Annotated in this window: 24 protein-coding genes and 1 pseudogene; 8 read left to right on the top strand and 17 right to left on the bottom strand. The window is 46.1% G+C overall.

All coding sequences use genetic code 11. The features are described 5' to 3' along the window. Nucleotides 1–188: 188 nt before the first annotated feature. The 8 genes and pseudogenes from HJG54_RS23825 to HJG54_RS23790 form a co-directional block, all read right to left on the bottom strand. Nucleotides 189–563 carry a DUF5615 family PIN-like protein gene (locus HJG54_RS23825; protein ID WP_316431723.1) on the bottom strand — a complete coding sequence of 125 codons (375 nt, stop codon included), beginning with the start codon at nucleotides 561–563 and terminating at the stop codon, nucleotides 189–191. Beyond that, nucleotides 547–789, bottom strand: coding sequence for a DUF433 domain-containing protein (locus HJG54_RS23820; RefSeq protein WP_316431722.1), 243 nt, complete (start codon nucleotides 787–789; stop codon nucleotides 547–549). The genes HJG54_RS23825 and HJG54_RS23820 overlap by 17 nt, the downstream gene beginning before the upstream one ends. Further along, nucleotides 786–1,775, bottom strand: a complete 990-nt coding sequence (locus HJG54_RS23815) for a pentapeptide repeat-containing protein (RefSeq protein ID WP_316431721.1) — start codon at nucleotides 1,773–1,775, stop codon at nucleotides 786–788. Before HJG54_RS23815 ends, HJG54_RS23820 begins: the two co-directional genes overlap by 4 nt. Nucleotides 1,776–2,037: 262 nt before the next feature. Further along, on the bottom strand, nucleotides 2,038–2,991 hold the full coding sequence (locus HJG54_RS23810; RefSeq protein WP_316431720.1) for a hypothetical protein: 954 nt from the start codon (nucleotides 2,989–2,991) through the stop codon (nucleotides 2,038–2,040). A 206-nt stretch (nucleotides 2,992–3,197) separates the two neighbouring features. Beyond that, nucleotides 3,198–4,079, bottom strand: a complete 882-nt coding sequence (locus tag HJG54_RS23805; protein WP_316431719.1) for an aldo/keto reductase — start codon at nucleotides 4,077–4,079, stop codon at nucleotides 3,198–3,200. A gap of 2 nt (nucleotides 4,080–4,081) precedes the next feature. Further along, nucleotides 4,082–4,762: pseudogene (locus HJG54_RS23800) on the bottom strand (alpha/beta fold hydrolase); the annotation flags it as partial. An 86-nt stretch (nucleotides 4,763–4,848) separates the two neighbouring features. Next, nucleotides 4,849–5,295, bottom strand: coding sequence for a VOC family protein (locus tag HJG54_RS23795; RefSeq protein ID WP_316431718.1), 447 nt, complete (start codon nucleotides 5,293–5,295; stop codon nucleotides 4,849–4,851). Nucleotides 5,296–5,597: 302 nt separating this feature from the next. After that, entirely contained in the window at nucleotides 5,598–5,828 is a 231-nt protein-coding gene (locus HJG54_RS23790; RefSeq protein ID WP_316431717.1) for a hypothetical protein, read from the bottom strand. Nucleotides 5,829–6,053: 225 nt separating this feature from the next. Between HJG54_RS23790 and HJG54_RS23785 the strand changes: the two genes are divergently transcribed. Further along, nucleotides 6,054–6,659: a TetR/AcrR family transcriptional regulator gene (locus HJG54_RS23785; RefSeq protein ID WP_316431716.1), complete on the top strand. Its 606-nt coding sequence runs from the start codon at nucleotides 6,054–6,056 to the stop codon at nucleotides 6,657–6,659. A 223-nt stretch (nucleotides 6,660–6,882) separates the two neighbouring features. On the opposite strand, the gene vapC is transcribed toward HJG54_RS23785, so the two are convergent. From vapC to HJG54_RS23770, 3 genes are all read right to left on the bottom strand, one after another. Continuing rightward, nucleotides 6,883–7,281: a PIN domain nuclease gene (gene vapC / locus HJG54_RS23780; RefSeq protein ID WP_316431715.1), complete on the bottom strand. Its 399-nt coding sequence runs from the start codon at nucleotides 7,279–7,281 to the stop codon at nucleotides 6,883–6,885. Continuing rightward, complete coding sequence (locus HJG54_RS23775) at nucleotides 7,268–7,480, bottom strand: type II toxin-antitoxin system VapB family antitoxin (RefSeq protein ID WP_316431714.1); 213 nt, start codon at nucleotides 7,478–7,480, stop codon at nucleotides 7,268–7,270. Before HJG54_RS23775 ends, vapC begins: the two co-directional genes overlap by 14 nt. A gap of 74 nt (nucleotides 7,481–7,554) precedes the next feature. Next, nucleotides 7,555–8,064, bottom strand: coding sequence for a DUF697 domain-containing protein (locus tag HJG54_RS23770; RefSeq protein WP_316431713.1), 510 nt, complete (start codon nucleotides 8,062–8,064; stop codon nucleotides 7,555–7,557). 299 nt (nucleotides 8,065–8,363) lie between these two features. On the opposite strand from HJG54_RS23770, the gene HJG54_RS23765 reads away from it, so the two are divergent. The 3 genes from HJG54_RS23765 (at nucleotide 8,364) to HJG54_RS23755 (ending at nucleotide 11,291) form a co-directional block, all read left to right on the top strand. Next, a complete protein-coding gene (locus HJG54_RS23765) occupies nucleotides 8,364–9,428 on the top strand; it encodes an IS110 family transposase (protein ID WP_316431575.1) in 1,065 nt (354 codons plus the stop codon). Nucleotides 9,429–10,043: 615 nt separating this feature from the next. Beyond that, complete coding sequence (locus HJG54_RS35535; protein ID WP_420717286.1) at nucleotides 10,044–10,355, top strand: IS110 family transposase; 312 nt, start codon at nucleotides 10,044–10,046, stop codon at nucleotides 10,353–10,355. Between the two features lie 78 nt (nucleotides 10,356–10,433). Beyond that, entirely contained in the window at nucleotides 10,434–11,291 is an 858-nt protein-coding gene (locus HJG54_RS23755) for a transposase (RefSeq protein WP_420717285.1), read from the top strand. Nucleotides 11,292–11,632: 341 nt separating this feature from the next. On the opposite strand, the gene HJG54_RS23750 is transcribed toward HJG54_RS23755, so the two are convergent. Together HJG54_RS23750 and HJG54_RS23745 are read right to left on the bottom strand one after the other, a co-directional pair. Beyond that, the gene (locus HJG54_RS23750) at nucleotides 11,633–12,508 is read right to left on the bottom strand and encodes an NmrA/HSCARG family protein (RefSeq protein WP_316431712.1); all 876 of its coding nucleotides are present in this window, start codon (nucleotides 12,506–12,508) and stop codon (nucleotides 11,633–11,635) included. Nucleotides 12,509–12,568: 60 nt separating this feature from the next. Then, nucleotides 12,569–13,414: an AraC family transcriptional regulator gene (locus HJG54_RS23745; RefSeq protein WP_316431711.1), complete on the bottom strand. Its 846-nt coding sequence runs from the start codon at nucleotides 13,412–13,414 to the stop codon at nucleotides 12,569–12,571. 294 nt (nucleotides 13,415–13,708) lie between these two features. On the opposite strand from HJG54_RS23745, the gene HJG54_RS23740 reads away from it, so the two are divergent. Together HJG54_RS23740 and HJG54_RS23735 are read left to right on the top strand one after the other, a co-directional pair. Then, nucleotides 13,709–14,293 carry an RNA polymerase sigma factor gene (locus HJG54_RS23740; RefSeq protein ID WP_316431710.1) on the top strand — a complete coding sequence of 195 codons (585 nt, stop codon included), beginning with the start codon at nucleotides 13,709–13,711 and terminating at the stop codon, nucleotides 14,291–14,293. Between the two features lie 5 nt (nucleotides 14,294–14,298). Continuing rightward, entirely contained in the window at nucleotides 14,299–14,925 is a 627-nt protein-coding gene (locus HJG54_RS23735) for an LptA/OstA family protein (protein ID WP_316431709.1), read from the top strand. A gap of 207 nt (nucleotides 14,926–15,132) precedes the next feature. On the opposite strand, the gene HJG54_RS23730 is transcribed toward HJG54_RS23735, so the two are convergent. From HJG54_RS23730 to HJG54_RS23720, 3 genes are read right to left on the bottom strand one after another with little or no spacing between them, the layout of a single operon-like run. Next, entirely contained in the window at nucleotides 15,133–16,311 is a 1,179-nt protein-coding gene (locus tag HJG54_RS23730; protein WP_316431708.1) for an IS3 family transposase, read from the bottom strand. Between the two features lie 43 nt (nucleotides 16,312–16,354). Next, nucleotides 16,355–16,720 (bottom strand): tyrosine-type recombinase/integrase, encoded by a 366-nt coding sequence (locus tag HJG54_RS23725; protein ID WP_316431707.1) that lies wholly within the window; start codon nucleotides 16,718–16,720, stop codon nucleotides 16,355–16,357. Next, entirely contained in the window at nucleotides 16,717–16,944 is a 228-nt protein-coding gene (locus HJG54_RS23720; protein WP_316431706.1) for a phage integrase N-terminal SAM-like domain-containing protein, read from the bottom strand. The genes HJG54_RS23725 and HJG54_RS23720 overlap by 4 nt, the downstream gene beginning before the upstream one ends. Nucleotides 16,945–17,782: 838 nt before the next feature. Between HJG54_RS23720 and HJG54_RS23715 the strand changes: the two genes are divergently transcribed. Beyond that, entirely contained in the window at nucleotides 17,783–18,004 is a 222-nt protein-coding gene (locus HJG54_RS23715) for a hypothetical protein (RefSeq protein WP_316431705.1), read from the top strand. Between the two features lie 718 nt (nucleotides 18,005–18,722). Here the strand turns inward: HJG54_RS23715 and HJG54_RS23710 are convergent. After that, nucleotides 18,723–19,781: an IS110 family transposase gene (locus tag HJG54_RS23710; RefSeq protein WP_316431578.1), complete on the bottom strand. Its 1,059-nt coding sequence runs from the start codon at nucleotides 19,779–19,781 to the stop codon at nucleotides 18,723–18,725. 204 nt (nucleotides 19,782–19,985) lie between these two features. Between HJG54_RS23710 and HJG54_RS23705 the strand changes: the two genes are divergently transcribed. After that, nucleotides 19,986–20,897, top strand: coding sequence for a M14 family zinc carboxypeptidase (locus tag HJG54_RS23705; protein WP_420717284.1), 912 nt, complete (start codon nucleotides 19,986–19,988; stop codon nucleotides 20,895–20,897). The last annotated feature ends 156 nt before the right edge of the window (nucleotides 20,898–21,053 follow it).

Raw genomic sequence — 21,053 nt, 5'->3', positions numbered from 1 at the left:
AAGAATTAAGAAAATGATGTTTATGTGAAAACAGGACTGAGCAAAAGTTAACCTCGACCCTGAAACATTTATGCTGTGATTTTCTGTATATAAGAACGAACAAGAGAATCTGAAGAAGACAAGGAAAAGAGCCAAAAAATAGAATTTAGGGTCAATATCCTTGACTTCGTCGGACTCAGGGCATATTGTTAGACATCAGGCACTAACGGCAAACGACGAATACGAATACGGCTTGGCTCAACCGTAACGGCTGATCCTTGTTCTAACTCTTCCTCACACTCAGCAATTACCATCAGTAACAGATCCATCAATGCTTGGGCACGTAGTCTTTCAATCCGAATGCGCATGACTGAGGGAGAAACTGCTTCATCAAGTGCCAGCAATGTATGAAAATCTGCATCAAGTGTAGCAACAATACGCCCCTCGTCTCTGGCTCTTTGGATGATTTCTGCATCTTCGGCTTCAGACATTCCAATTTCACCAACATGGATGGTGTCAATACCTGCATCACGTAATAATGCTGCCGCAGAGAGTGGCAATCCCTGATCAAGCAACAGTTTCATAGCGATTGGGTAGTTCAATGATGCGATCGTCCAGGTATGATGATGCGAAAATCAAGGCTTGCCGAATGTCTTCATCTTCTAATTCGGGAAATTCTTGACGTAATTCTTCTCGGTTAGGGTAAGTTGCTAATAACTCAATGACCCGACGAACGGTAAGGCGAAGATTACGAATACAAGGCTGTCCATTCATGCGGTTTGGGTTGCTAGTGATGCGATCGAGTTTCATGAGAGTAATCCCAGTTCTTTGCAAAAATCATCATCATAAATGGCATATTTCCAATTTCTTGCAGCTTTGATTTGCTCAATTGTTATGTTTTTTGCTCCTCGAAGATCAGCACCTTCTATATTAGCCTCTTTGAGATTAGCATCCTTGAGATCTGCTCCCTGAAGATCTATACCTCTAGCCCTGGCTCTTTTGAGGTTAGCATTCTGGAGATTTGTTCTTTGCAAGTTACTTCCACCCAGTATGGCATTCTCTAAATTCGCACCCTGAAGATTAGCTTCTACTAGTTCTGCATCCCACAATGATGCATTTTCCAGCATTGCTCTCTGAAGGGAAACCCTTGGAGCAATCTTGTAAGCTCCTGCTTCTTGGAGATCAAATCCGATGGGAAACTGCTTTTCGGCTTCTTCATCGTACAGAGCATGCATAAACCTAACTTCCTTCTCAAACTGAGCTTCGCGGAAGTCAGCACCAAAAAGTCTTGCTCTATCAAAGCGAACATCAACAAGAATAGTTTTGCGAAAATTCGCTCTGCTTAATTCTGCCATTCCAAAGCCACAAACATGCAGATAAGCACCCTCTAGATCAATTCCTTCAAGATTGACTCCATTAGCAGCAACTGTACTTATTTTGATAGGCTTTCCTTCTAAATCTTTTTCTTTCGCCAAACCTTCTAAGGCAATTCTCAAAGCAACGCTAAAGAGTCTTCCATCCCGCATTCTTTCTGTAGTTCTGGCTGTATCGATCGCTTTCCAGTATTCAAACTGTCTTCGCTTCGCTTCTTCTACCGCTCTTTCTTCCCATTTTGGTATTTCTCTTAGAAAGGCAATAATTGCAACCAATAAACCAAATTTACCGAGGGAATCAAGAACCTTAATGAATGCTGATTTCTCTAACCAAGAAGCAAGTTGCTCGGAGAACAAAAATGTAATTGATAACAGGATGGCGATCGCTAGCCAAACACCCCATTCCTCATGTACAGCTTCCAAAAGCAGGGAACTTAGGGTTCGATGGTTGCGTTTTTTATCTGCTATACTACTCGATGTAATTCAAAACCAGTCAAATACATTATTGCCTCGATTTTTGCCTAGAAAAACTTTCTCTACTGCTGCAAGGGTCTGCTTTTTGATGTCTAACAAGTCGATGAAGCGGACGGTTGAGAGATTTTGGTTGTGATGCAAGGGTTGTCTGCCGCCGCTTATCTTGGTCGTTGTGCCGCTTCCACTGCGGAATCAAAGGAGCCAGCCCAATCTAGCTCAACAATCTAGATAACCAGTGCATCAAGTTAAGAGCAAATTGTCGATTGTCTATTCCTGGATGGTTCATCCCCATTAGAAATGTCCCGTCACTCGATTGAATCAATTGGGCGGATATCATCGCAGCTTCTCCAAGGATAACGACTCGTCCTTGTCCAAACGGCAAGGCTACACCCTGAGCACGATGAGCCACAGACATCCCTTGTCCGGCTCGAAAATCTGCTGCGCTCCTGAGTCGATCGTCTAGATCGATCGCCGAAGCCGATAACTGCAACAACGCTTGTCCTTCAGATGGCACGGATAACGATTGCCCCGTAAAAGTCTTTATCTGATTGATCTGCTCTACTGAGTTCCGACCTTGCACAATTGGATGCTCGGCTAATAGTCCATTTTCACGACTAAACAGCAGGAAACTAGGTACTCCAGAGGCTTGATCGTAGTGAGACAAATCCACCGTGAATTTGTTGCTCATCTCAACGCCAAACCGAGAAGCTAAATTTTCTGCCGCTGCTCCAAACGGTTTGTGGTCTGCGATCAAAAGCAATGAACCACCAGAACTCACCCAGGCTCTCACCACATTACACTCGTCCTCGCGAAAAGCAGGTTGTCCCTCTTGCTGGCTTGAGGCATTGGCAATCACAAGAATGTCGTAATCGGCTAGCGTTTCAGCCTGAAAAGCTTGTCGATTAGGAACTACCTGATAACCATCATTAGAGATGAGATCTACGAAGGGTTTGTAGCGTCCTTGAGTAGTATGGAAATTTAGGTGAGCCTCGTCAAAGAGAACGGGTGGAGCTGTAGTCGTGTAAGCAGGATGGGCAACACTGGCATTAAAATTTGGATCGGCAACTTGCTGTGCAACAACGTCTGCTTTGAACACCAGCCAGCAAACTAACAAGGTTAAAACCGTTAGGAGAGTGAACCGATATTTCTTGGCAGATTGACACATTAGCCTTTCGAGAAAGTTTGATGTTGAGCAAGTAGAAGTTCTGACTGCGCTCCCCTCAATTTTGTTTCTTTGCCTGGTTACAAAAAACAATCACTCCCAATCGATTTTCCTTAAATACCAGCAGGTCGCTTCAACTACCACCAAAACCTAAAGCCCAAGCCGCACAACAACGCTGTTGTGCCGCGCGATTGCGACTAAACTTAAGGCTAAAATGCCTGAGCTTCGTTTAGCAGTTTAATATCATCTGCTGTGAGTGCAATCGATGCAGCCGCAATATTTTCTTCAAGGTGTGAGATTGTGGTAGTACCTGGAATTACAATGATATTAGATGCACGATGTAACATCCAAGATAATGCAATTTGATTCGGTTTCATATCATGATGGGCGGCAATCTCTGTTAGAGTTCCTTCAGTATTGGCAAGCGGTGCGCCACGCTTGAGTGGATGTGCGCCAAGCGGCGCGTATGGAATAAATGCAATATTGTGTTGGGTGCAAAAATCAAGGACTTCTTCTCCAGCACGTTCTGCTAGATTCAATCGATTTTGCACTGAAGCAATCTTGGCAATCTGACGTGCCGCTTCAATTTGAGAGATCGTCACATTCGATAATCCAATGTGGCGAATCTTGCCTTCTCGTTGCAGTTCCGCTAGCGTCTCTATAGACTCTGCAAAAGATACGTTTGGATCGGGGCGATGCAATTGATAGAGGTCAATTTGATCGATTTTGAGGCGTTGTAAGCTAGCTTCACAACTACGTCGTAGACTTTTGGATGAGCCATCAGCACGAATGCTATCAGGTGCAGTTTTGAGAACACCACCTTTGGTTGCAATGACGAGATCGTCTGGATAAGGATAAAGTGCAGATGCAATCAGTTCTTCATTGTCGCCAGGTCCATAAGATTCAGCCGTATCGATAAAATTTACCCCTAGCTCGATAGCACGACGGAGCAATTGTTTTCCGGCTTCCCAATCAGCATAACGACCAAAGTTTCCGGGCTGTCCGGTCAAGCGCATTGCACCGTAGCCAAGACGATTGACATTCAAATCATTGCCGATAAAAAACATTGTTGGAAGTGATGTGGAGTTCATAGTCACTGAATAAATTCATAAATTGCAGGAATTAGACGCTCAGGGCATTCCACTTGAGGAGAATGATTACAGCGATCGAACAAACTAAATTTGGAATGGGGGATTTCTTGGTGAATGCGCTGACTCAAAGTAACAGGCGTAATGCCATCATTCTCTCCTGCGATCGCCAATGTTTTAGCCTTGATATTCGCTAACTGACCATCTAATGCATCTTCTTTACGCCCAATTGAGAGAATAAATTGCTCGACGGTATAGCCAATATTGTTTGTAAGACGGGCTGTAAACATCCGCTTAATTGCTGTCTCGCTCAGAAAGCGATCTTTGTCATGAAATGCCAGTGACAGGAGACTCCGTAACTCCCCAAGGGTTGAAGGATTGGCTTTAGTCGTCAAAATCTTTGGATCGGCTCCATCACTAAATAAGTAGCCCGCTGCGATTAGAACCAGTGCTTCAACTTTCTCAGGATGCGTCAATTCAAAGAGAGCCGCAGCCCATCCGCCCAAAGAATTACCCACTAAAATCGCTTTTTCAATCTCTAGCTCTTCAAAGAACCCATCCAGGAAATCGACCAGTGTAGAAACCTTGTAAGGTAGAAATGGTTTATCTGACTTGCCGAATCCAATCATGTCTAAAGCGATCGCACGATAGTTCGTCGAAAAAGCCTCAACACAATGCGACCATGAGGCGCTCGATTCGTAGCTTCAACATAAGGCGACCTCACAAAACGATACAAGAACGCAATTGCCAACTTTCTAAGTCGTCGATCGATTTACAACGGGGTGACAAATTCAATCAAGTTGCTATTGTTGTCTTTCACAAAACAGAGTCGCACTCCAGCATCGGGATAGCTACCTAGTTCAACAAAGGCTGGTACACCGCGTCGATTAAGTTCAGCCAGTACCGCATCCACATCATCAACACGGAAACAGAAATGTCCAATGCCACTTGTGCGCAGTCCTGCACCAAAATCTTTAGTTTCGGGCATTCCAGGAAGTGACTGAGTACTGCCGAGAATTTCGATCCGAAATCCATAGACTTGCAAATAAGCCAATTTCAGATCGGGGAAGACATCAACTGTCCATTCTCGCTCGATCGTGGCATCCAACTTATCTCGATACCATGCCAGGGTTTCTTCATAGTTGGGAACATTGAGCGCAACATGGTCAATTTGAAGAGAACTCAGACTAGATGAGGGTGCAGAATTTTGAGTCGTCATGATTTTTTCCTTGTTTACGTTTTGCATGATGTCGTTTCAGATGCCAGTCCAACTATGAATTAGTGCAAGCTGTTGCCAGATGTCGTTATCCAAAGTGGCATTCTGGAGGGCTGAATGAGTGCTTGGAGGCGGTGTAGTCCAATGTGGTTTTTGAGGACAAGTGATTTGAGCCAAATCAGGTTCCGGATCTGAAATAATCGTGGGGGCAATTGGTAGTGTGCATGATGAGGTGCCTCTAGACATTAGGTGATTGGGAGCGTAACCTTGAACAAATCTGGTAAACGATAGTCCAATCAGCCTAATTAATTGGAATTGAGCCAACGATGGAATAGCTTTGTCAGCTTTGGCATGACAATATAAGTCATCAAATAGACCAGCGCTCCAGTCAAAATCAAAGTTCGCACGGGCAGCGGAAACAAGGCAAGGAACGAACCAAACAGCCAGAGAATCGCTGTAATTAAGGGATAAATGGCAAGCCAGGTCAACAAAAATATTTTGTAGCGGGGTGGCGTAGCTCTTTGGCTTGGACGCATAGAAGAGTTGCCTTGTCTTGGATAACTTCCGCTCAGATGAAATGAACTCACGATCCAGTGCCTCTCTAAAAGAATGGTAATTACGTGACGTAACGTTAATTAATTAGCAGCCAATATCCAAAAGTTCAACTTTGCGAGGCATATACTCTTGAACTTGATTATTGGGGTAAACTCTGCTTTAATATCGTTACGTCACGTAACTAAACTATCTTGAGGATGCAGAGTATGTCAAGGGGGATCAAGAAAAAAGTTTCCGCTGCTCGAAGTCCGGGTCGTCCCCGATCGGATGAGGCTCACCAGCGGATCTTAGAAGCTGCCTATGAATTGATGAATCAGGCCGGATTCAATGATTTGACGATGGAGGCGATCGCGGCTCGTGCTGAAGTCGGGAAGCCTACCATCTACCGCCGCTGGTCAAGCAAAGCTCATTTGGTGATGGATGCATTTCTGGCAGCGATCAATCCAGAATTGACGTTCCCGGATAGCGGTTCTGTTAAAGAAGACATTCGTCTGCAAATGCAGCAATTAGTCAAAGTACTTCTCAGTCCGCCTGGGCAAATTATTGCCATGTTAATTGGTGGCGGACAGACAGATACTGAATTGATTGAGGCATTTCGAGAAAACTGGCTCATGCCGCGTCGTAAAGCTGCTAGTGAGGTATTCAAAAAAGGCGTTGAACTTGGAGAACTACGATCGGATGTAGATGTAGATGTAGCGATCGATGCACTCTACAGCCCACTCTTTTACCGTTTGCTGCTTAGACATGCACCACTCACCCAGGATTTTGTTGATGAATTAGTTGATGTCGTGATGAAGGGACTTGCAGTTTAAGACTTAGAGGATACGATCTCCTTGCCCCTTCACTTCATCCATTAAGTCTTGAACTCCGACAAGTAGCCAACCACCGTCACAACCCGAAATATGAGCGGCACAACGGTGAAGTTGTGCGGCGGCAGGCTATATAGAACACCCACCGATAATCTCTGTACCGTCCGCACCAACGCAGTGTTAGCTGGCTTAACCCACAGATAACATTCAAGCAGGATTAGAAGATTCAAGGCTGAAAACGAAAGTGCTGGAGAGAGCGTACTTGAGCAATCGTCTCGAAGTCACGATCGTTGTGAATTAGAAGCAAATTGTTTTCCAGTGCTGCTTGAGCAATACAGCAATCGATTGGGCTACGAACGGTAAGTCCTTGGCGACGCAACTCGTAGTAGATACGTGCAGCCTCTTGCCACGAAGAAGGCGTGAGTTCAACATAGTTCTGCGTTTCAAGGTAAGTAGAGAGGAGATCCCACTCTTGCTCGTTTAGGCTACCTTGCAGCAACTCAAGCTGAGTAAAGCGAGTTAGTAGAACTTCCCGGTCAGCAATCAGGGTTTCAAGCTGTTGGCGAACTTGACCACTACCATCTCGAAAGACGCTGATCCAAACAGAGGTATCAATCAGCAACATGACGAGTTTCGCGCAATGCTTTGTAATCAAAATCTGGGGCGAACTGAATTTGCCCCGCTAGGTCGAGAAGGTTTTTCTTACGACGCGATCTTACAAGCTCTCTTAGGGCTAAGTTCAGTAACTCCTCCTGAGTAGTCAGCTTTGTTAGTTGGAGCGCTTCATTAATAAGGGCTTCGTCAAGGTTAAGGGTAACTTGCATAGGGTTTACCTATAGATGAAAAAACGTCGAGCCTATACCCCTCAAATTTTAACCTGTACCTAAACTTCTCTAGCTCATCTACCGCCAGCAAGTTGTAGATACTTGGCTTTGAATGCCTCTGCAACTTCTTCAGATGTGGGCGGCTCACCATTGTTTTGAACAAATAACATATCCAATGCAGCGATATATGCTTCACCAAAAGCAGTTGTAATTGCCGCTGCCGTAGCTGCCGCAATTGTTCCACCAACAACAGAACCCGCACCGGGAATCATCTTGAGCAGACTGGATACAATAGAGCGTCCTGCAAGCGTTCCGCCTGCTCCAGCAATAATGCTTCCAACTATGGTGCTAAGAAAACTTTTATCAATCGACAAACCAAAAGTTGCTGAAATACCAGCCAACATACCAACTTGGATTGGTACAATACCAACTGCATCAGAAAACGGAATTGGTACGGCTGCAATTCCTGCTGCACTAGCCGCTGCTCCCGCGACGATTGCGTGGGATTGTGTTTTTTTTAGCTCAATATCTACTTTTTGGGCTGCCGTAAAAGCCCTTTTCAATCCTTCTGGTACAACCTGCATGGTCAAATCTACAGGTTAGCTGGAGCACGCACCAACGGGCTTGGCTAACTCTGACTTTGCCACTCCCAACCTATCCCAAAACTACCGTCCTCACCTACCGGACTCTGGGTGCTTTGCGACACCACAGACTCCCTCATACTACGGTCTCAACCTGCCCACTGCGCGGCGCTTTGCTTCTTGACGATGTGACTTTGTGAACGAGTGGAAGGACTGTTTGCGGAGCCAGCTCAAGAATCTATGTAAGCCGTGGGAAAGTAGAAGAAACCACTCAAACCACCTTCCCACACCCGGAGGATAGCATGAAGATTCTGGCAATTGACCTGGGTAAATACAATTCCGTTGCCTGCTTATTCAACACCACCCCAAACCAGAGTGAGTTCGAGACAATCGCCACTCAACGGTGGGCATTGGAGCAGCTATTGAATCAAACCAAACCTGACCAAATCGTAATAGAGACCAGTTCAATTACAGGCTGGGTACATGACTTTTGCCAAAGCTTGGGGTACCAGGTCTTAGTCGCCAATCCCAGTGCCGAGGCGTGGCGATGGAAACATGTCAAACGCAAAACCGATAAAGATGATGCGCTCAAACTGGCGAAACTCACTGCCCTTGAGCAAGTGTCAGCGGTTCATGGTCCGGTGGCAGAACGTCGTCAATATCGCTTAGGAGTGAAGTACCGTAAAACCCTGGTCAATCGTATCAACCGCATTCAGAATCACATTCGAGCGTTGTTTGACCATCAGGGCATCAGCATTCCCAGTGGACATAAAGCTTGGACTGCCGCAGGCATTGAAACCTTAAGTCAATACCGCAAACCTCTGGCAGAGTGTCAACTGAATGAATTTTGGCGAGGTGAACTTGACCTGGAGTTGCAGAGCCTTGATGCCCTCTGGCAACAATTACAACAAGTCGATGAGCAGCTTGAAAAGGTGGCGAGACAAGATGAACAGGTGCAACTTCTGCAAACCATACCGGGGGTGGGACGCAGAACGGCAGAGGTCATTGTTGCAGCGTTGGATAATCCTCACCGTTTCAAGAATGCCCGTCAGGTATCGGCATATGCAGGGTTGGTTCCCGACCAAAGACAATCAGGTCAAACCAATCGCTTGGGCAGAATTACCTGTCGAGGCTCCCGCATTCTGCGCAGTGCATGCGTTGAGGTGGCCTGGGTGATGCTGCGTTACAACCCGTGGGCAGAGAGTATTTATCAGCGAATTTATGGCGGACAGAAAACTCGTAAGAAAATCGCTATTATTGCCGTAGCCCGAAAGCGTTTAGTGCGCTGCTGGGCGATGTTGAGGCACAAACAACCTTGGCAAGATAGCACGCCTCTATTGAGTGCCTCAACATCACCCAGCTCATAGCTCCTGTCAGCTTGAACTTGAACCTGGGAACTAACATGAAACACTGTTGATCTAACGAATAAGACAAGTAATTTTGCAGAGATAATTGAGACAATGCTCAAGTTGTACCTCTAGAACTAGAAATACGAACTGCATTGACACCTCGGATAGTCGTTTAGAACTCAATCCGTCGCATCTTGAGGAAGCTGTTATAAAGACTAAACCTCATCCTATTACCTTGGATGATTGGTTTCGTTCGGCTAAATTGCAGAACTCCCTCACGCACAAATCCCAAAACCCGCTTGACATAGACACGGCTTCATAGTCGTTCCGGTTGAGCGGTCGCAGATTGACTGGAACGACAGACAAAAAGACTTTCAACTTCCGCTCCAACTGGGTTATGGGGAGACGGACAAGATTTGTCCGATAAACTCAGGAAGCAGACTCGGACAGAACTCGGTGACGACTTTCCAACCGCTGACCTTAGAGGTCTATAACAATACCGCCTCGCACCGATTTCGCACTCTATCGCCACATCTGACGAACGCTCAGGGATGACGTGGTTCAGACGCATTCCATAATCTTTTCGCCCGTGCGATAGCGTCCGAGTCTGGTTCAAACCACAACGGTAGCACGATGAACTCAATTGAGACTCCATCTTCCTCACCGATAGCATCGGTAGACTATGCTGCTTACGTTGGTATCGATTGGGCAGATCGCAAGCATGATATCTGCTTGTATGACCCTGCTACAGGAGCTTGGCAGCCGAGTGTGATTGCTCATACCCCAAATGCCATTAAGGCTTGGGTCGAAAGGTTACGGCAACGCTTCAATGGACGACGCATTGCTATCGCTACCGAACTCAAGCGCGGACCGTTAATCTATGTGCTGTGTCAGTTCGATTTTCTGGTGTTGTATCCGGTCAATCCGCGCACCGTTGCCAACTAAGCTGCAAAGCAGCCGCTACGCGAACGCAAAGCCTTCAAACTCAGCCGTGCTAAGTCTGACCCGATTGATGCTCAGATTTTGGTTGAGTTGTTGCTCAAACATGATGAGAAGCTCAAAGCGTGGCAGCCAGAGAGCAGCCAGATTCGAGCACTGCGGCAATGGACGGAAGTGCGGAGAATGCTTGTGGGTGAGAGAGTTCGCTTAACCAATCGGATCACAGCCGCTCTCAAAAACGACTATCCTCAAGTATTGGATTGGTTCGAGGATAAAGATACGCAAGTCTTCTGCCTATTTGTGGAACACTATCCTACACTCAAAGCAGCGCAAGCTGCCACACCAGAGCAATTAACCGAGTTTTTCACTAGCCATAAAGTTGTCAGACGCCGTGCCATCGCACGGCCAATTGAGCAGATCGCTCACGGCAGTCCTTTGACTGAAGATGCTGCCATCGTCGTCCCCTCGCAATGGTTGGTACAAGCTTTGACCCACCAGTTAAAAGGGCTGCTCAAAACGCTAAATGAGATCAATGACAAAATTGCTGCCTTGTTTGCAGACCATCCCGATGCCGAGTTCTTTGCCAACTTGCCAGGTGCAGGGCCACATCTTGCTCCGCGTTTACTGGTGGCATTTGGAGAAGACCGAACTCGATACCCCCAAGCACAAGATTTATTGCGTTACAGCGGAATTGCACCTGTGACCGAAAGCAGTGGCAACAAGTGCTGGGTACATTGGCGTTGGAGTTGCCCGACTTTTTGCGACAAACATTCGTTGAGTGGGCAGACCAGTCCCGCCAACAGTCGTTGTGGGCAGATGCCTTCTACAAATTACAGCGCAAAAAAGGCAAGACTCATCCGATGGCAATGCGGGCACTCGCGTTCAAGTGGATTCGGATTTTGTTTCGCTGTTGGCAAGATGATGAACCGTATGATGAGGTGAAGTATCTTCTCGTGCTAAAGAAGAAGAAGTCCTCGTTGGTACAGAATCTAGCGCTGTAATTGCAATGTCTGTTAAGCGAGGATATCAATAATAGGGAGGATCTAAAAACCAAAAATAGGAACAGACTGAGAATCAAAGAATGAGTGCTTATAACCAGAATAAAAATCAATTCTGAGTCAGTAAAACGATTGCTTGTGGAATTGATTAGTTTACGGTGTCAAAACTAAACTATCAGCATAAGTAGAAAATTCTATTTCTACTTATGCTTGACCCCGTCCTCCTCAGGGCTTATTGTTATGCGGTTTAAATTCTGACATCTTTCAGTTGCTATGATAAAGCTCCTATTCTTTAACCGTAGACCATCCTCCACGTACGAGATGCTGCTCAAAAGTGGTTAGCGAAGGATAAATAGAGCGGAGATAATTGATGTCGGCTTCCATGTCGTTCTCGTTGAACCAACGATACATCGTTGTCATATCATCACCGAACTTCTCTTGAAACTTGTCCCAAGGGGTTTGAACATATTGAACCTCTCGCCCTATCACACGACTAAAAGCAGCAGTAATCTCCTCCATTGACGAGTTGTCTCCTGCAAGTGCAATTTCTCGTCCCAACCATTCTTTAGGATTGTCAAATGCAATCGCAGCAAAAGCCCCAATATCGTCAACAGCAATCTGCTGTAATGAACGCTGTGGATCGAGAGGTTGAGCAAACATTCCTGCAAAAATTTCCGATTTCATATCGACCCAATCGTCCATGAAGGAAGTTGGACGCAAAATGGTGTAAGGCAGACCAAGTTCTCGAATATACTGCTCAATTTGCCACTTGCTTTCCCAATGAGGAATCCCTGTCTTCCGATAACAGCTTGCCACGCTTGTGTAAATGAGATGCCTAACTCCAAATGATTTCGCAAGGTCTGCAAGACACTTGCCTTGAGCAATTTCATGTTCGTAGCCGACTTTCCAAAAATTTTGGACAGAAAAGAGTCCATCAGCACCTTCAATAGCGCGTTCTAATGAATTTCTATCGTCTAAATCGGCATGTACCAATTCAGCACCAAGAGACACTAATTGTTTAGCCGCTAGTTGTTCTAGGTTGCGCGTCATGGCTCGAACTCGAAACCTGCGCTTGAGGAGGTGACGAGCGGTTGCTCCACCTTGCTTGCCTGTTGCTCCTGAAACAACAATCGTTCCTTTGTAAGCAATGCTATCTGTCATATTAGGGATCTCCAAACTGTGAATACATGACCTACCATGATGTAATCACAGCTTAAAGAACTAGTTCTTGTACGTTTTTGCTGTTTCCTGACGATATCTACCAGGCGTAACCTGCATCAAGCGTTTGAAGTGCCTCGTCAGATGGCTTTGATCGGTGAATCCAGTTGCAGAGGCGACCTCCGCAATGGCTATTCCTTGAGTTAGAAGCCTGCTAGCATGGGTAATTCGTATTTGAGTTTGATACTGATGAGGTGGAATTCCAACTTCTGCACAGAAAGCCCGATTGAGGTGATAGGGGCTAAGATTCGCTATCTGGGACAGATCAGTGATCGTGACGTTCTGAGCATAGTTGTCTTGCAAAAAATCCCTCACCCTTTGGATCGCTTGATGTTCTCTCTTTATGGGCTTTAAGCTAGAGAAATTCTTGGTGTCGTGCAAAATCAGGCTACTTAGAAACGAAAGTAAAGCTGTGTCTTGCTCTAGTCTGGAAGCCTGACTTCTCAAAGCAAAATGGCATTTCAGAGCGAGTTGAATTAGCTGAGAATCATCAAAAATTACATCTGACCAAAATGGCAAAGAAGTTACGTGCCCTACAATCTCTGATGCGACCTTTTTTACAAGTATGCAGGGAAGGTACATTAATCGCAGAATTGTGGGAGTTTGACGATCTTCTAAGTCGCGTACAGCGTGCATTTCACCAGGATGAAGAATAGCAAGGCTGCCTATTGGAACTGAGTAATGGATTCCGCGAAAGTAGAACTCTCGTGCTAAACCACTGTCAATATACACCTGGTATTCTTCATGACTGTGTTTTGGTAGCGATTCCGCTGAACCTACCGCGTAACAATATTCTTCCAGCAAAATGTCTTGGAAGAACCAAGCCTTTGCTATGTTTTGTGTTGCCATAGCACAAAGTTTTGTGGGCTGTACACAAAATTATACTGTCTATGTGAGGGGGGTTACTGGCATTGAGAAGTTTATGCTCTTGGCGATCGCTATCAGCTAAGTGCGTATGTATAACGACCAAGCTCACCGGATACCGACAACCTTTGCATCTCAGCCGATAATGTTGAAGATTCCGGTGCAGCAACTTGTTGGACTGCTAGTGCGATGCTGTAGGCAAAAACTTTTCACCTCTGGGGTGTTACGAAATGGTGGTCTTCCACGACATACCGATAGAAGCTTGTATCTGAGGAACCTATGAATTTTCTTTCACCTTATCCGCCTCACAGCCAAAGGCTTTCAGACATAGTGCAGTCGGATGAAGAATTGGCTCAGGAAGCGCGATATAGGTCAGAAGCTTTTGCAGAACTCTACCGACGAAATCTCAAAGCAGTCTATCGCTATCATCTTTCACGAGTTGGAAACGTCCATGATGCTCAAGATTTGACTGCTCAGACGTTTTTGGCAGCCCAAGAAGCGATCGCGAGCTTTCAAGGACGAGGTAAGTTCGCGGCTTGGTTAATGGGAGTGGCTTCCCGAAAGACAGTCGATTACTTCCGCCGCCAACGGTCAATCTTGCCATTAGAGGAAGCACATGAGGTTGCAGACGACTCAATTGCACCCGAAGAGTTTGCTGCACAGCAATTGTCTTTGGAGCAAGTTGCTCAAGCCCTGAGCCACCTGTCTGCTGATCGAGCAGAGGCAATCGCACTGCAAGTTTTTGGGGGCTTGAGTGTAGCTGAAGTTGCACAAGTCATGGACAAAAGTGAGGCTGCGGTCAAAATGCTAGTTTGTCGTGCCCTGAAGGATCTTCGCAAACATTTAGAAACAGCCTGTGAGTAAAACCAATGAACTCTAGACCTGATCAACCGGATGATTTTTCACAGTCAGATACCGATTTGCTGATTCGTTTGACTACTTTCGCACAGACAATCGAACCTGCTCCAGATTTCAAAGCTCACCTCGAAACTGAATTACTGCAAGCTCACCCATCCAACTCACCTCGAACAGCACACAGAGAAACTACTCTCATGAATTTTGCCATTCCACGTCTGAATCGTCGTGCCTCTCTTGTTGCCTGTGTTGCAATTGCGATCGCCGCAGCTTTGATGATTCCAACCCTCACATCATCAGGGGCGACTCGCTGGCTGGCTGCACTTTTCAATTCAACCATTGCTTCTAGGGCAAACGCCCAGACGATTGCTCAGGCGATCGAGTCTGGACAAATCACCGTGACTTCAGATGCTCAAGAGTATAACGAAACCACCCAAGAAGTCAGAGCCATTGGCAATGTTTCTTTTGTGTATCCAGACGCTCAAATCCAAGGCAGTGCTGACGAAATTCAATACGTTCCAACAGCACAGCAAGTGACCCTGCTGGGTAACGTTCAAATTTCCCAAAGGGGAGAGAATCTGCGAGGAACACGAGCAACTTGCTCACTTGAACAGAGGCAGTGCAGTTTGACTCAAGAGTAAGTAGCCCATCTTCCATCGAATCTCTCAGAGTAATGCACGTCATCTCTGAGAGATTCATCTTTTCTTTTGGAATAGGAACTGCTTCAGACGCTTTACAATCAATTTATTAATGCTGAATCTATAGCCAATTGAAAGCAGCCCAACGTTGCCAATCACCCGCCGCAGACAACCTCTGCTGATCTTGCCCTGAAAAAGTGGACAGTGTGATTAAGCGGCTCTAGAGTGCTGTAGTGACAGCCAAGACTGTTGTTCAAACTGAACAGGGGAAAGATAATTCAATGTTGAATGAATACGTTGACGATTGCAGAACACTTCAATCCATTCCACAATTGAAGTTTTTGCAACCTCTCTGGTGACAAAGCTCTGAACATGAATAAACTCCGTTTTGAGAGTTCCGAAAAAGCTTTCAGTCACTGCATTATCCCAACAATTGCCTTTTCGACTCATACTACAAGAAATCCCTGCCGCTTGCAGTGCCCCTCGGTATTCACCACTGGCGTATTGGCTGCCTCGGTCAGAGTGAAATAACAGTCCAGATGTAGCAGGAACTCGATGCCCCAAAGCGACTTGCAGCGCTGCAAGTACCAAGTCCACCCGCATATGCTCTGCCATTGACCACCCCACCACTCGACGCGAAAACAGGTCAATAATTACCGCTAAATACAGCCAACCCTGAAGAGTTGGAATATAGGTTATATCTGCTACCCATGCTTTATCCGGCTCTGTTGTCGTAAAGTTCCTCTCCAAGACATTTGGGGCAATCGCAAAGGGATGATTGGAATCCGTTGTGAGCTTGAATCGACGTTTGGGACGAACGCTAATGTCCAGGTGACTCATCAGTCGCGCGACTCGATGACGACCTACCTGGAAGCCTCTTGCCCTGAGTGTGGCATGAATTCTGGGAGCGCCATAGGTTTGTCGGCTCTCTTGGTGAATGGTCGCAATCTGCTGGGACAAGTGTTCATTCTCCTGGTTTCTGGGTGAGGGTGGACGCTTGCACCAGGCGTAATAGCCACTTTTGGACACCTCAAGTACCTCACACATCAGGGTAACGGGGAAGTTTGCCTTCTCTGCTTCGATTAGCTCATAGGGCTGTTTTCTGCTGCAAAGAAGGCAGCCGTCTTTTTTTAAGAACTCTCGCTCCATCTGCAAACGTTTGACCTCCCGACGCAGACGGTTCAACTCTTGACGTTCCTCGGTGGTTAAAGCACCGTTGGGGGCTGCTGCCTGGTCGATTTGAGCTTGTTTGACCCAGTTGCGCAGAGTACTCTCAGTCAATCCCATCTCCTTGGCAATCTGGCTAATGGGTTTATCGGACTGAAGCACGATCCGGACTGCTTCAGCCTTTTGTTCTGGGGTGAATTGACGACGGGGTTTGTTACTCATGGACTTATTCTCCTTGGTTTTCGACTCTTTGAGAATGTCCACTTTATTGGGGGAAGCTCAGCCATTGCTTCACTCGCTGAAGATGTTGAGTGAGGGACTCAATTAAACTAGTCGGTAGCATGGTGACTCGACTTTCATTGCCTTTAACATCCCGCACCACAATTTGACGTTGAGCAAAATCCAAATCTTTGATTCGCAACTGCAACCCTTCATTCAAGCGAAGGCCACTGCCGTAGAGAAGTTTAATCACAATTTGATACACACCTGAGAGATGCTGGAAAAGGGCTTGAACTTCAGCTCTGGTTAGCACTGTTGGTAGATATCGTGATGGTTTAGCTCGGAGCGCGTCAATGGGTGAGTCTAGGGATTGGTGCAGAACTTGACGATAGAGGAACAGCAACGCACTCAAGGCTTGATTCTGGGTAGAAGCGGTACCCGTTCTTCAACAGCTAAATGAGTCAGGAACGCTTCGATTGCTGCACTGCCCATGTCTTTGGGATAGCGCTTGTGATGAAAGAGGATGTAGCGGCGAATCCAATAAAGATAGCGTTCCTCAGTGCGAAAGGAATAGTGCTTCAGTCGAATGACATCGCGAACCTGATCCAACAACTGCTTTGGGCGAGCGTTCATCATCAACACAAAGAGCAGTGGTTCATATGTGCTAAATAATACCTTTCGAGCCTCAGTATTGATGATGCAGATTTGCTGAAGGTGACGGGCGAATTTCCTTAGATGAGAGTACTATGCAGAGTAACATCTATCTAACACCCCATAGAAGAGTGTTATGCAGAATACCGTCTGTCTAACGCCTCGAAGCGGGGCAATAAGCAGATTCATCTCTGTCTAATTTGCTGTTTGGGCAATTGAGGCAGACAAAGTTCAGTCTAATGTCTTGTACAAGATGATTAGCCCGATCGAGATCTGTCTAACATGTCTCATTTAGGTAGTTAGACTGAATGGAGGGAGACAGATCATTCTAATAAGTAGTTAGCTGGCAAGTTGAAATAGGCAACACTGCGAAAGTAATTTCTGCAACCACAAATACTGAATACGCAAGATGACAATCTACGAACGCGCTGCACAAATTTGGGCTGTTCTCGCTCTAGTTGCTCGGAACCGCCAAATTCTCACCTATGACATTGTTGGAAAGTTAATTGGAGTTCCGCGACATGCCCTAGGGCGTATGCTTGAACCGATCCAGTCTTACTGTTTGGCCAATGATCTTCCGCCACTTTCAATTCTTGTAAAGTGAACAAACAGGTATTCCGAGAACAGGATTTATTGCTGTTCAGGATATTCCCAAGACTCAAGTTGCGGTTTTTGGATTTGATTGGTTGTCCCACTCAACACCATCCCCCGAAGTGCTGGAGCAAGCAGCCAAGCAACTACCATCTAATGGAATTCCAACAGCACTCACCCCCTAGCCATAATTGGCGATAAAATGGACTTAATCTTCAAATATGGATGTCGTATGACTAATCGCTTAGAAGTTGAGTCAGCTATTAAGCAACTGCCAGAGAGCGAAATTCGCGCTCTGGCCAACTGGCTTCAGGAATATCTCGATGAAATGTGGGATAGACAGATTGAAGCGGATTTTGCAGCAGGGAAACTAGATAACTTGATCGCTAAAGCAGAGGCAGATATAGCGACTAATAAGGTGAGGGATCTAGATGAAGTCCTTCGCGACGGCTGAATTTTGGAAAGCCTATGCTGAACTTTCACCTGAGATGCAAGAGCAAGCGCAGAAAGCTTACCGACTTTGGCAGGAAAACTCACTTCATCCATCCTTGCACTTTAAAAAAGTTGGTAATCACCTTTGGTCTGCTCGCATCAGTGGCGGGTATCGAGCATTGGCTTTAAAAGAAGGGAGATGATTATTACTGGATCTGGATCGGTGATCACGATGAATATGAAAGTTTTTTGAACTAGCTCGTTGTGATAAGCCAGCTAACAACACAGTGGAGCGGACGGTATTAAGTCTTTGCGCTTCGTTTCAGGGTTATCTACCGCCGCTCACTTTAGCCGTTATACGACTATGAAGCCGTGAGCCTGTCAACAGGATTTTAGCTTTCGGTCGTTAATCAAATATCAACTTTTTGACAGCATTAAGTTCTCATCTTTTACCAAGATGAATACAGTCAATGTATTTCAAGTTCACAATTAATTGTGTCAGGTTGTTTCTAACCGACTATCCGAATTGTCAATGCTGTTTACATTTTCACATTTGAAGCTGTAATCACTGCATTGTCTCAAGAGTCTTTGCAAAGTGCGTGGCTTATTCGCTTAGTCAACTTCTTGTAAGTTAAGCATAACTGCAAGCTCACGCACTCAAAAATCTCACCTAACCCATCAATCATCAACTTCTTACCCAGTCAGTTTCTTTCCACCAACGCTCAATCACCAAACACTCATCATGCGTTGCTAATGCTTAGATTGTTTATCAGCTCTGGGTTCCAAGGTTGTTTGTCTCTCAGCATTGCCCAACATCTCACCAAAAGCTTTCGAGCTAGCGCCACAATCGCCGTCTTCCTGCGAGTTTTCTGCCCTCCACAGATACGTTCGAAGGTCTGTCGTGCCCAAGAGTTGAAGCGAATCAGCATCCATGCTACCTCGACTAATGCTCCTCGTAGTAACCTGGACCCTCTGCGCGTAATCGCTCCTAATCGATTCGTTTGCCCCGATTGTCGCTGGTCAGGCACTAAGCCTGCGTAGGCAGAAACTTGCCGAGCATTGGCAAAGCGCTCCGGTTTATCCAACGCGGTCACAATCACTTCTGCGGTTCGTCGTCCCACTCCTGGAATTGTCATCAACAGTTGAACCCGTTCTTCTTGTTTGGCAAGTTGATTGAGTTGCTTCTCAACTTGGTCGTGTTGCTCTTCCAACGTATCGAGCAGCGTCAATTCCACATCCAGCTCGCCTTTCCATAACTCGTCAATCTGGCACTCGGCTAACGGTTTGCGGTGTTTGCTCAACTCTGCCAACCCTTCCAGCGTCCAGGCTCTGGCACGAGCAGGCAGGGTTAACCCTTGTGCCATCAAGAGTGCCCGAATGCTGTTCCTGATTTGGTTCATTCGCCAAACCAGAGTTTTGCGGTATTTCACCAAGCGGCGGTACTGGCGGGTTTGGGCGGCTGGAACATACACTGGGCTAATTTGCTCAAGCGCAGCAAGTTTAGCGAGTTTGAGCGCATCATCTTTGTCCGTTTTGCGCTTCACGTTGCGCCATTGCCATGCTTCTTGATTCGGGTTAGCTACCAAAACTTCGTAGCCGTGTTCCTGGCAAATATCATGAACCCAGTTGCTGTTGGTACAGGTTTCAATCACCACCTTCTGCGGCTGTTTCCGTTGCAGCAAGTCTTCAAGCGCAACTTGCTGCATCGCGATCGTCTCATACTCGGCTTGGTTGGTTTCGGTATCGAACAAGCAAGCCACGCTCTTGAATTTTCCCAGGTCAATTGCGAGAATCTTCATATCAGCCTCCGAGGTTTATCGTTGAGTGGAAGTGAAACGTCCTATCCTCAAGGGTATCGGAGGTTTCTTCTTACCTCTCACGGCTTGCATAGATTCTCCTGAGTTATCGGTGAGGACAGCATTTTAGAAAGGGTTGGTTTGAACACAATTCCAAGTCAGTCAGGTTCTCTTGCTATCCTTGAAAAGAAGATCACGAGTGCTGTCATGGAATGGGTTGATTTGAAACAGCTAGATACATTGATTCGGCAAACAAAAGTTCTAGGGGCTGATGTTGAGGAGATTGGTGTGTCGGGTGAGGGGCGATCGATTTATGCAGTGAGCGTTGGAGATAAACAGGCAACTCGTACAGTTGTGATCGTAGCTGGATTTCATGCTGCTGAAGTGATCGCTCCACTCACTGCAATATCTATTCTTCAAACGCTGACAGAGAATCCGCCTCCACCTGTGCGGTTTTGTATTGTGCCTGTGGCAGATCCAGATTTTGTGTCTCGAAACGCCAATGAGTTACCCACAAACGTGACCTTGCAAGCTCTACTTAATCTCAATCATCAGCGAGATTTGGAGGGTCATTTCACAACAAATACTTATCCTGAGTGTGTAGCCATTCGCCAATGGCTTGAGCATTTTGATCGAATTGACGCTTATTTCTCTCTCCACTCTGCCCACTGTATTAGCCCAGGATTGTTTTTCTATGTGGGTAGTAAGTCTAATTTAGGCTGGGTGAACCAAGTTGCGAGTCAGATTACTGCTACAACACCGAATTGGATTTTGCTTTTATCTCATGACCCAACAGGGCTTTCCCAAAAGGCTTTGTCGCCAGGATTTTTCGAGCTAGAGATCTCTGAGCGTGAAAAACTGAATGGTGTTACTCCTGGTAGCTCACTTGCTTTTGTAACCCAACGATTTCAGCCTCAGTACGTTGGAGCTTCAGAGATGCCTCTAGCAGTTTGTCCCGCTTTGACTGAGGCTTCACTCGCTGAAATTGACCAGTGCAACCGAGATGTCAAGCAGGCAGGACACACAAGTTACTCATTTCAAGAAATCGATTTAGATACTCAACTGTACATTATGAAAAGCTGGATTTGGTCGGTTGTTGATATTGCGGCGGCAGCATAACATAGCCTCTGAGGAGGATGGAGTCAAGTAGGTTTTTGAGTCTTTTTCGGTTAGGTTACTGGCTGTTGAAACTTAAACCAACGAACGTAGTTGATTCTGAACTTGTGCATCACTGTATGTTTCAGAGCCAACTGTTCGTTCTTATTCTCATACACT

The sequence above is a fragment of the Leptolyngbya sp. NK1-12 genome (assembly GCF_032598965.1).
In the GTDB taxonomy this organism is placed as follows: Bacteria; Cyanobacteriota; Cyanobacteriia; order Elainellales; family Elainellaceae; genus Elainella.
Note: the sequence above shows the minus strand (reverse complement) of the source record. Positions and strands in the feature narration are given on the sequence as shown.